This is a genomic window from Cellulomonas sp. P5_C5 (genome assembly GCF_054049655.1).
The window spans coordinates 1-11,035 of record NZ_JBFULY010000052.1; the positions used below are offsets into that span (position 1 = coordinate 1).

The window sequence follows — 11,035 nt, forward strand, 5'->3', positions numbered from 1 at the left end:
GATCGTGCTGCTGCTCGCGCTGGTCCTGCGCAACCGCCCCCGGCCCGTCGAGATCGTCCTGCTGCTCGGCCTGGCCGGCGCCTCCGCCCTCAACGACTCACGGTCCGCGTTCGCGACGCTCCTGCTCACCGCCCTGCTCGTCGCGTGGCAGCTGCGGCCCACGACGATGGGGCGACGCACCAGCGCGCTGGCCACGATCGCGCTGTTCGCGGGGGTCGCCGCGTGCGTGTACTCGGTGGGCACGACGCTGATCCTCGACGRCTACCTCGGCGAGTCCACGCAGGAGCGGTCGCAGGCGCAGGTCGAGGCGTCCGGGTCGATCCTGCTGGGCGGCCGGCCCGAGTGGGGCGCCAGCATCGCGCTGTCCCAGGACCGGCCGATCGGCTTCGGGGTGGGCGTGATCGCCAACCTCGACGACATCCTGGTCGCCAAGTCGGGCATGGCCGCGCTCAACTACGACCCGAACAACGGCTACGTCGAGCACTACATGTTCGGCACGGAGATCAAGCTGCACGCGCTCGTGGCGGACCTGTGGGCCAACTTCGGCATCCCGGGGCTGGTGCTGGCGGGCGCCATGCTCGGGATCACGATCTGGTCGTTGGCCACCCTGGTCGCGCGCCGCTCCGCGCCCGCCCTGGTGATCTACCTGACCTGCCTGTTCCTCTGGAACTTCGCGTTCGGACCGATCCTCAGCTCGATGCCGGGCCTCGTGCTCGGGCTCGGGCTGCTGCTGGTGCGGCGGGACGACGCGGAAGAGGCCCCCGTGACCCCGACCACCCAGGTGACCACCACATGACGACGGAGACCACCGGAGCACGGACGATCTCCGTGCTCGAGTCGTTCCCCGGCCCCCGCCCGACCACCAACCCGTACCTGGTCCAGCTGCTCGCCGAGCTGCCGGAGGACGTCGTCGCGAGCACGTTCACGTGGCGGCGCGCCCTGCGGGACCGGTACGACGTGTTCCACGTGCACTGGCCGGAGAAGCTGCCCCGCGGCAGCTCGCGCGTCCGCACGCTCGGCCGGCAGGCGGCGACGGCCGCGCTGCTCCTGCGCCTGCGCCTGCGCCGGACCGCGGTGGTGCGCACGCTGCACAACGCGACGCCGCACGAGCCCGGGGGGCGCGTCGAGCGGGTGCTGCTGCGCTGGATGGACCGGCGCACCACGCTGTTCGTCCGGCTCAACCCCGCGACCCCGCTGCCCGTCGACGCGACGCCCGGTGCGCCCGTCGTGACCATCGCGCACGCCCACTACCGGGACTGGTTCGCACGCTTCCCGCGGGAGCAGACGGTGCCCGGACGCGTGCTGTTCTTCGGCCTGGTCCGCCCGTACAAGGGGGTCGAGGACCTGCTCGCAGCGTTCCGCGACCTCGCCGACGCGGGTGCGAGCCTGCGCGTCGTCGGGCACCCGGAGGACGCGGCGCTCGGGCGGACGGTCGCGGAGCAGGCCGCGACGGACCCGCGGATCGGGGTGCGGCTGGAGTACGTGGACGACGAGACGCTCGCCGCCGAGATCAGCGCCGCCCAGGTGGTCGTGCTGCCGTACCGGCGCCTGCACAACTCCGGCGCCGCCCTCCTGGCGCTCTCCCTGGACCGGCCCGTGCTGGTCCCCGCGGGAGACACGGCCACCGAGCTGGCGGCCGAGGTCGGCGCCGCGTGGCTCCCCACGTTCTCCGGGGAGGTCGGCGCGGCCGACCTCGCCGCTGCGCTGGCGAGCACGGACCTGCCGGGCCGGCCCGACCTGTCCGCGCGCGACTGGTCCGTCGTCGCCCCCGCCCACGCCGACGCGTTCCGCACGGCGCTCGCCCGGGTACGCGGGCACGCGTCACCCGCCCCCGTCCGAGGAGATCGATGAGCACGGCACACGTCGAGGTCATGTTCCGCAGCGAGCGCGACGTCGACTCCTGGACGGCCCGGCACGAGCGCGGGGAGGTCCCGGGGCGCTGGCCGTACGGGCTGGACCTGCTGGCGCGGCCGGGGGTCACGCTGACGCGACGGAGCCTCCCGGAGCCCACCCGTGCGGACCGGCTGCGCGCGATGGTGCGTCGCGGGCCCCGTCCGTCGGCGACCGACATCGGCATCGCCTGGGACGAGAACCTGGCCCGCCGGATGCTCGTGCTGGCCCCTCACGCCGCCATGCACGCGGGGGCGATCTGGCTGACCGACGCCCTCGCCGCCGACCCGGACAGCGCGCGCGTCCGCAGCACCCTCGACGTGCTGCGCCGGATGGACTCCGTGTTCGTGAACAGCCAGGCCCAGGTGGAGCCGCTCGAGCGCGCCCTGGCCGGGACGGGCACGCGTGTCTCGTTCTTCACGTTCGGCGTCGACGCCGACTTCTTCTCCGCGCAGCCCGCCGCCGACCGTCCGCTCGTGGTCAGCGTCGGCGGCGACCGGGACCGGGACCCGGCCACGCTGTTCGCCGCTTTGGCGCGCGTGCACGAGGCCCGTCCCGACGTCGAGATCGTCGTCCAGAGCTCGTCCGACGTCGCGCCGCCGCCCGGCGTGACCAAGGTCCCGCGCCTGTCGCACGTCGAGCTGCGGTCGCTGTACGCCCGCGCGAGCGTCGTGGCCGTCGCCACCCGGCCGAACCTGCACATGTCCGGCCTGACCGTCTCGCTGGAGTCGATGGCCACCGCGCGGCCCGTCGTGCTCACCCGGACCCCGGGCGTGGAGGACTACGTCGACGACGGCGCCAACGCCCGGCTCGTGGCCACGGAGTCGCCCGAGTCGCTGGCCGACGCGGTCGTCGAGCTGCTCGACGACCCGGCCGAGGCCCGCGCCCTGGGCCTGCGCGCCCGCGCGGTGGTCGAGGACCGGCTCACGTCGGTGCACCTCGTCGACAACATGGCCGCCGCGGTGGGTCTCGGCTGACTCCCGTCAGCGCCGGCGGCGCGGCCGGAGCACCCGGCCGACGCCCGCGGCGTACCGGCGCAGGATCCCGAGGTCGGAGCGACGGATCCCGTAGAACGAGAGCATCGAGACGCCGAACAGCCGCTTGAGGAAGAACTGGTTCAGCGCGCTGGAGAGCAGGTAGCCCAGGACCGTCGCCCACGCGGCACCCAGGGCGCCGTACTCGGAGACCAGGACGACCAGCAGACCGACGTTCACGACGCACGCGATGACCAGCGCGATGCTGCGCAGACCCGGCCGGCCGCGCGCGCTCAGGCCGGCACCCGCGATCGACCCGGGCGTGCTGAGCACCACGGCCACGAGCAGCAGCGCCGCGATGGGCACCGCCGGGGCGAACTCCTCCCCGAACAGGATCGGCAGCCACCACCACATCGTCAGCCCGAGTCCGAGCGCGACGACCGTGCAGATCAGCGTGGAGATGCGCGCGGACGCCGCGAGCTTGGCGTCCTGGCTGCGGTGCGCGTCGGTGACGAACGTGACGTCCCGCACCGAGCGGTGGATGATCAGCGGGATCTCGCTGACGTTGACGGCCACGACGTAGAGGCCCAGCTGGTAGGCGCTGCTGAGCGGGGTGATCAGCGTCTGGTCCACGCGGGAGAGCAGGACCCCCGAGATCGTGCCGATCCACAGCCGCATCCCGTACCCCGTGATGGCCTTGGTCGATGCGACCTTCTCTGTGTCGACCTCCGCGGGGGGCAGCCGGCGCGGCAGCCACAGGTAGGCGATGGCGCCCATGACCGGCATCGCGGCGAGCACGACGACGGCCGTGAACGGCGTCAGGTGCCCGGTGAGCCACAGGGGCAGCAGGACCAGCAGGCGCAGCCCGGACGCGAGCACCTTCTCCGAGGCGACCATGGTCCACTGCTGCAGGCCGGACGCGATGCCGCGCAGCACGCCGAGCAGCAGCGTCGGCATGACCGCGAGCGACGCGACGACCATCAGGTGCTGGATGTCGAGGTCTCCCCCGCTGAGCCACCCGCGGGCCGACAGCACGGCGGCCGTCGCCAGCAGACCCGCCAGGATGATGATGAGGAACCCGTTGCGGGCGGCCGTGCGCACCAGTCGCGGGTGCCGGGCGACCGCGTAGGACACGGCCTCGGGCACCCCGAACGTCATGAGGGCGATCGCGAGACCCAGCGGAGCCGTCGCGGCGGCGACCTGGCCACGGCCCTCGACGCCCAGCGACTGGGCGAGGATCGGCCCCGTGGCCAGCGCGATCGCGGCCGGGAAGAAGTTCCCGACCAGCGTGATCGTCATGCTCCGGGCGGAGCCCTGGCGCTTGGCCTTCGGCTGGCTCTCGTCCGCCTCCGGGATGCTGCCTCCATCCGTCCGGGTCACGACGTCGTCGAGACCTTCGTCGCGCGGACCGTGCGGCTGCCGTCACGGGCGTACTCGACGTACACGGTGCCATAGGCGCCCGCGAGCATCCCCGCACCGCGCGCGAGCGTGCGGCGGCCGTGGGCCTGGTGCGACAGGGACCGGGTCAGCAGGCCGACGCCCGTCCTGGCGATGCCGCCGAGCGCCCGCACCGCACCCTGGGCGGTCAGCCGGACCCGGACCAGCCCGCGGGCGAGAGGGCCGTCGGCCAGCACGAGGGACGTCCGGCTCCACGTGTTGCCGCTGCGGAACGCCCGCGCGAGCACCCACTGCCGGGTCACCCGGTCCGGGGGGACGACGTCGACCACGACGGCCTCGTCGCACCACACCATGCGCCCGCCGGCCGCCGAGAGCTGACGCGTCAGGAGCATGTCCGACCCGCCGCTCAGCCCGAACCGCTGGTCGAACCGCAGGCCGAGCGCGCGCACCTGCGCCAGGTCGAGGAGCAGGTTGTTGGTCGCCGCGACGTCCGTCTCCGTGCCGGTGGCCAGCCGGCGGCGGTCGAAGAACCGCCCGGCACTGACCCACGCGTCGGGCTGCTGCTCGTACTCGGAGACCACGGGGCCGACGACGGCCGTCGGCCGGTCCACCCGGTACGTGTCGACCAGGCGGGCGAGCCAGCCGTCCACCGGTCGCTCGTCGTCGTCGATGAAGACCAGGAGGTCAGCGGAGCCGGCCTCGTCGAGCGCACGGTTGCGCGCCGCGGCGATGCCGGGTTCCGGCTCGTGCACGTAGCGCACCGGTCCGGTCCGGGCCAGGTCGAGCACGACGTCCCGGGCGCTGGCCGCGGGGTCGTTGTCGACCACCAGGACCGTGCCCGCAGGCTCGAGCGTGCGGACCTGGGCGACCAGCAGCGGCAGCGCCGCGAGCAGGTCGTCCGGGCGCTTGTACGTCAGCACCCCGACGACCACCTCGAGCCCGTTCACGTGCCCTCCCCCTGCGAGGGCCGACGGCGCCCCCTGCGCCGCCGACCACTCCTGTTCCGACGCGATCATGGCACGACGGGCCGGGCGCTCAGCTGGCTCCACCGGGTGATGAGCGGAAGCGTCGTCGTCGTGGTCGAGGTGTAGACCGAGAGCCCCACACCACCCGCGACCTGCAGAGCGGCCGTGGTGCTGGTGCCCGACAGGGTCCACGCGGTCGGCTCGGGCGAACCCGCCACCCACACCTTTCCGCGCAGCGCCGTCGTGCCCGAGCCGTCCACCTGGAACCGCACCGCCAGCGTCTGGCCCGCCGTGTACGTCAGGCCCGGCACGTTCACCTGGCCGACCGTCGTGGTCACCCCGCCGGAGATCCCGACGATCGACGCCCGCACCACACCCGTGGACAGCATCTTCAGCCGCAACCGGTACCCGTCGGTGGTCCCCACCGAACGACCCACCAGCTCCAGGTCGGTGCCGGCACCCGTCGCCATGACGTTCATCGAGACCTGCGTCGAGAAGTCCGTCGACGTCGAGGACACCGGCAGGAAGGACGACAACCGGAACCCGGCACCGGTCACGCGCATCGCTGCGGCGCCCGGCGTGACCGAGAAGTTCGTCGCACCGCCCGCCACGGTCCACGCGCCACCGGTCTCGGCGGAGCCCCAGCCACCCGTGGTCGTCCGGTTGAAGGCGTCGACGGCGAACGGGAGGTTCGCCGGCGGTGCCGTGACCGAGACGGTCCGCGAGGTCGTGGCCGGCTCACCGTCGTCGTCGGTGACCGTCAGGGTCACCAGGTAGGAACCGGCGGCGGCGTAGACGTGCGCCGGCGGAGTCGGACCGGTCGCCGTGGCGCCGTCCCCGAACGTCCAGGCGTAGGACGCCACCGTCCCGTCCGTGTCGGTCGAGGTCGACCCGTCGACGGCCAGCGAGAGGAACGTCGCCGTCGTGGTGAACGCCGCGACCGGTGCCAGGTTCGGCACGGGTGCCGCGACCGTGACGTCGTGCGTCGTGGAGCTGGTCGCGCCCTGGTCGTCCGTCGTCGTGAGGGTCACCGTGTAGGTGCCGGCCGCCGCGTAGGTGTGCGCCGCCGTGACCCCGGTCGCCGTCCCGTCATCCCCGAAGGTCCAGGCGTAGGAGGCGATCGTGCCGTCGGCGTCGCTGGACGTGGTGGCATCGACCGCGACCGACAGGTCCGTCGCCGTGGAGGTGAAGGCTGCGACCGGCGCCGTGTTCGGCTTGATCACCGTGACGGGCTGCGTCGTGGTGCCGGTCGCACCGTCGTCGTCGGTCACCGTGAGGGTGACGTCGTACGTGCCGCTCGCGGCGTAGACGTGGGACGTGCTGAGACCGGTCCCGGTCTGGCTGTCCCCGAAGTTCCACCCGTAGCTCACGATCGAGCCGTCCGAGTCACCGGAGCCCGTGGCGTCCACGCCGACCGTCAGACCGGTCGGGGTGGCCGTGAACACCGCCGCGGGGGCGACGTTCGCCAGCGCGACCGTGACCTCCGTCGTCGCCGTCGCGGTGCCGCCGCGGTTGTCCGTGACCGTGAGGATCACCGGGTAGGTGCCGGGTGCCGCGTAGGTGTGCGTCGCGGACGACGTCGTCACCGTCGGCGTCCCGTCCCCGAAGGTCCACGCCCTGCTGACGATCGAGCCGTCGGAGTCGGAGGAGCCCGCCGAGTCCACGTCGACGGTCAGCGCCGACGTCGTGGCCGTGATCGCCGCGACCGGCGCGACGTTCGGTGCCACCACCGTGACGTCGTGCGCCACCGTGGCCGTCGCACCGTCGTCGTCGGTCACCGTGAGGGTCACCGTCTTGGTGCCGCCCGTGGTGTACAGGTGGGAGGCGGTCGCGCCGGTGGCCGTGCCACCGTCACCGAAGCTCCAGGCGTACGAGGCGACCGTGCCGTCGGGGTCGGACGAGCCGGCCGCGTCGACGGCCACGACGAGGTCCGTGGGCGTCGCGGTGAACGCGGCGACCGGGAGCTGGTTGGGCGCCGTCACGATGACCGGCTGCGACGTCGTCGCGGTGCCGCCCTGGTTGTCGGTGACGGTGAGCGTCACCGTGTACGTGCCTGCCGCTGCGTACGTGTGCGACGCCGTGGTGCCCGTCGCCACCCCGCCGTCCCCGAAGGTCCACGCCGCGGACGCGATGGTGCCGTCCGGGTCCGCCGAGCCCGTCGCGTCGACCGCGACCGAGAGGTCGGTGGGCGTGGCCGTGAAGTACGCCGTCGGGCTCTGGTTGGGCAGCATGCCCGTCTTGCCGAGCGCGTAGTGGTTGGCGACGGTCTGCGCGTCGAGGGCCGTGGAGTAGACCGCGACCTCGTCGAGCGAGCCGGAGAACCAGGGCTGCGGACCCCAGGTGGTGTCGCCGCCGACGCGCCAGTAGCCCGAGTAGGACTGGGCGCCGGTCTGCGGGTTGGTGCCGACGAGGACCCCGTCGACGTAGAGGCGCATGCCCTCGCCCGACTGGGTGGCGACCATGTGGTGCCACTGGTTGTTGTTGTAGGCGAGCGGGGACGTGATGAGGTTCGTCTGCCCGGTCCACGTGCCGAACGTCAGGCGACCGTCGGTCTCCATGTACACGTGGCGGTCGTAGCTGCCCGACGTCCCGGTGGTGGCGTCACCGAAGCCGATGAGCTTGCCGCCGTTGCGCGTGCTCGTCCGGAACCACAGCTCCTCGGAGTAGACACCCGGTGCGGCCACCTGCTGGGTGCTCACGACCCGGCTGTTCTGCGTGCCCAGGGTGGTGATGGCCTTGTTGGCCACACCGAACAGGGCGCCCGTGACGCCCTTCGACACCAGGGACCCGTAGGTGCCGGTGACGCCGGAGATGCCGGAGTCGGCCGCGACCGTGCCGGACGCCTCGCCGAGGCGCCAGTACAGGTCGGGCTGCGCCGCGTAGACGGCCCCGCCGTAGGCGTCCGCCGGGGCGGGCGGCACGGTCGAGACGCGGCCGGAGGTGACCCAGTGGTCGAGCACCTTGGCCGAGGAGAGCGGCGCCGGGTAGATCGCGACGTCGTCGATGGTGCCCGCGAGGTACAGCGACGCCGGCTGGTTGGGCCAGCCGCCCAGGTTGTCCCCACCCACGCGCCAGTAGCCGGTGTAGGCCTGGCCGAACGTGGTGTCGGAGCGCTGCGCGACGCGGCGCCCGTCGATGAAGAGCTTCATGCCGTCGGGGCCCATCGAGGCCACCACGTGGTGCCACTGGCCGTCGTTGTACGCCAGCGTGCTGTTCAGCGTCCGGACCTCGTTCGGGTAGACGCCGAACCAGATCTTGCCGCTGTTGTCCATGTAGACCTGGCGGTCGTAGCTGCCGGAGCTCCCGGTGGCCGAACCGCCGAACCCGATGATCTTGCCGCCCTGCGTGGAGGTCGTCTTGATCCACGACTCCACGGCGAACGAGTCCGGACCCACGATCGGGTTCGTGCTGCTGACCAGACCGTTCGGCGTCCCGTTGAACGTCGACGCCGCGTTGGCGTCGGCGTTGATGGCACCGGTGGCGCCGCGGGTGACGCCCGTGCCGGCGTTCGCGTCGTTGAAGCCCGACCAGTCGTAGACGGCGGTGCCCGAGGGCTCACCCAGCCGCCAGAACGTCGACGCACCGTCCGCGAGGACGTGCTGCGCGTACGGGCTGACCTCACCGTCGTTCGCGGCGGTCACCGGCACCTGGTCGCTGATCGCGGAGTTCCCGAACGGGTCCACGACCTTGAGCCGGTAGGTGTACGTCGTCCCCGCCGTGAGGCCCGAGTCGAGGTAGCCCATCGTGGGCCGCTTCCACTCCGACGACGGCGCCGTGACGGTGTAGACGGCCACGCCGTTGCGCGTCAGCGTGTAGGTGAGGTTCTCGTTGTCGCGGTCGTAGTTCGCGGGCCAGCTGAGGCGCGCGGTGCCCGTCGCGAAGGACGCACCCTTGAGGGCGAACGCGGCCGACCCGAGACGCGGCCCCTGCTTGTTGGGCGCCTTGCCCACCCGGGCGAACCGTGCGAGGMCCTGCTGGCCCTTGTTGTTCACGATCGTGAACTCACCGGCGTAGAGCACGTAGTCGCTGTTGCCCGTGACGGTCCACGGCCCCTGGCCCTGGCCGGTGTAGGAGCCCGTGTTGATCTCCGGGTAGAAGTGCAGCAGCGTCGGCGCCGGGTTGCCGGCGAAGTTGAAGTAGCCGTACGGGTCCGCCGTGAGGGTCTGAGTCGCGGCCTTGCTGAACGCGAGCGCGCGGTAGAACGACCACGGGTCGGTCTGCGGGAAGCCGCCGACGTTGCCGCAGTAGTGGGGGTGGCCCGCGACGTACACGACGTCCTCGCCGGGCCAGGCGGCGTACGTGTCGCCGTGGCAGTCCTCGACCCACACGACCTCGCCCGTCGCCCAGTCCCCGCGGGCGGTGCCCTCGAGGTTGCCGGTGCTGCCGAACACGTAGCCCGTGGCGTAGAAGCTGGTGCCGTCGGACGTCAGGCTCGTGATCGACGCCTGCGTGCTGCCGTTGCGGATGAGGGTGTTGAAGGGCAGCGACATCGACGCGCCGGTGACCCCGTCGACCCGCGCGAGACCGTAGCCGGGGGTGCCGCTCCCGTTGAACGTGGTGAAGTTGCCGCCGACGATGACCATCGAGCCGTCCGGCGAGACCGTCAGCGCGCTGACCGTGCCGTTGTCCGCGCTCGGGTTCCACGGCAGGACCGCGCCGTCCGAGGCCCGGAACGCGGCGAGCCGGTTGCGGGGCTCACCGTTCGCGCTGGTGAACGCGCCGCCGACGTAGACCGTCGAGTCGGTGGCCACCAGAGCGCGGACCTGCGAGTCCAGGCCCGGGTTGAACGAGGCGACGAGCGCTCCGGTCGCGGTGTCGAACGCCGCGATGCGGTAGCGCGTCTGCCCGGCGATCGTCGTGAAGTTGCCGCCGACGTAGACCCGTGAGCCGTTCGGCGAGACCGCCACCGCGCGCACCTGGGCGTTCGGGTTCGGCGCGAAGGAGGTGTCGAGGATGCCGGTCTCGATGTCGTAGGCGAGGAGGTTCGTCCGGGCGACCGTGCTCACACCGGCCGCAGCACCCGCGGGACGCGCCTTGGTGAACTCACCGCCGACGAACACCTTGCTGCCGGCGACCCCCTGCTGCCAGACCACGCCGTCGATCTGCGTCGTCGGCAGGGAGTCGGCGGCGATCGTCGTGGGCGTCGTGGCGACGGCCGGTGACGAGTCCGCGGCCGCGGGCGTCGCCAGCGCGATGCCGGTCAGGCCGGCGAGGGCCACGGCCGCCGCGAGAGTTCCTGCGACGAGTCGGGTGAGCGGGGCGCGGAACGAGAACATGGGCACCTCGGGCGTTCGGGGGGACGGCTGGGGTGCCGTGCAAACCGAGCCTAAGTGGACATTTCGGCCCTAATGGGGTGACGGGCGGGTGAACTGGACACGCAACCGGGTGATACTCGCCCGGTCGCGTGCGTCAGACCACCGGGGCTGCGGAGAGCTGCGACCAGCTCACGACCACGGGCAGCGTGGTCGTGGTGCTCGAGGTGTACGCGGAGAGCCCGACACCCCCTGCGACCTGCAGCGCAGCCGTCGCGCTCGTACCCGACAACGTCCACGCCGCCGGCTCGGCCGTGCCCGCCACCCACACCTTGCCGCGCAGCGCCGTCGTGCCCGAGCCGTCCACCTGGAACCGCACCGCCAGCGTCTGGCCCGCCGTGTACGTCAGGCCCGGCACGTTCACCTGGCCGACCGTCGTGGTCACCCCGCCGGAGATCCCGACGATCGACGCCCGCACCACACCCGTGGACAGCATCTTCAGCCGCAACCGGTACCCGTCGGTGGTCCCCACCGAACGACCCACCAGCTCCAGGTC

General features: G+C 72.6%; 6 protein-coding genes and 1 pseudogene. 3 read left to right on the forward strand and 4 right to left on the reverse strand.

Going from position 1 to position 11,035, the window contains the following annotated elements; genetic code table 11:
* The 3 genes from ACXJKF_RS22060 to ACXJKF_RS22070 all read left to right on the forward strand — a co-directional run.
* Positions 1 to 796: O-antigen ligase family protein (locus tag ACXJKF_RS22060; protein ID WP_456789885.1), on the forward strand; the 796-nt coding region annotated here is incomplete at its 5' end.
* Entirely contained in the window at positions 793 to 1,851 is a 1,059-nt protein-coding gene (locus tag ACXJKF_RS22065) for a glycosyltransferase (protein ID WP_456789886.1), read from the forward strand. The genes ACXJKF_RS22060 and ACXJKF_RS22065, both read left to right, overlap by 4 nt.
* The gene (locus ACXJKF_RS22070; protein WP_456789887.1) at positions 1,848 to 2,867 is read left to right on the forward strand and encodes a glycosyltransferase family 4 protein; all 1,020 of its coding nucleotides are present in this window, start codon (positions 1,848 to 1,850) and stop codon (positions 2,865 to 2,867) included. The genes ACXJKF_RS22065 and ACXJKF_RS22070 overlap by 4 nt, the downstream gene beginning before the upstream one ends.
* Before the next feature lie 6 nt (positions 2,868 to 2,873).
* Here ACXJKF_RS22070 and ACXJKF_RS22075 read toward each other — a convergent pair whose 3' ends face one another.
* From ACXJKF_RS22075 to ACXJKF_RS22090, 4 genes and pseudogenes are all read right to left on the reverse strand, one after another.
* Positions 2,874 to 4,244, reverse strand: coding sequence for an oligosaccharide flippase family protein (locus ACXJKF_RS22075; RefSeq protein ID WP_456789888.1), 1,371 nt, complete (start codon positions 4,242 to 4,244; stop codon positions 2,874 to 2,876).
* Positions 4,241 to 5,278 carry a glycosyltransferase gene (locus ACXJKF_RS22080; protein ID WP_456789889.1) on the reverse strand — a complete coding sequence of 346 codons (1,038 nt, stop codon included), beginning with the start codon at positions 5,276 to 5,278 and terminating at the stop codon, positions 4,241 to 4,243. Before ACXJKF_RS22080 ends, ACXJKF_RS22075 begins: the two co-directional genes overlap by 4 nt.
* Positions 5,275 to 10,503, reverse strand: a complete 5,229-nt coding sequence (locus tag ACXJKF_RS22085; protein WP_456789890.1) for a PKD domain-containing protein — start codon at positions 10,501 to 10,503, stop codon at positions 5,275 to 5,277. The genes ACXJKF_RS22080 and ACXJKF_RS22085 overlap by 4 nt, the downstream gene beginning before the upstream one ends.
* Positions 10,504 to 10,636: 133 nt before the next feature.
* Positions 10,637 to 11,035, reverse strand: a pseudogene (locus ACXJKF_RS22090) (PKD domain-containing protein); the annotation flags it as partial.

What these genes read in the sequence shown, in the direction of transcription:
- ACXJKF_RS22080 (WP_456789889.1), bottom strand. Translation starts at nt 5,278, where the DNA reads ATGATCGCGTCGGAACAGGAGTGGTCGGCGGCGCAGGGGGCGCCGTCG.
- ACXJKF_RS22065 (WP_456789886.1), top strand. Translation starts at nt 793, where the DNA reads ATGACGACGGAGACCACCGGAGCACGGACGATCTCCGTGCTCGAGTCG.
- ACXJKF_RS22070 (WP_456789887.1), top strand. Translation starts at nt 1,848, where the DNA reads ATGAGCACGGCACACGTCGAGGTCATGTTCCGCAGCGAGCGCGACGTC.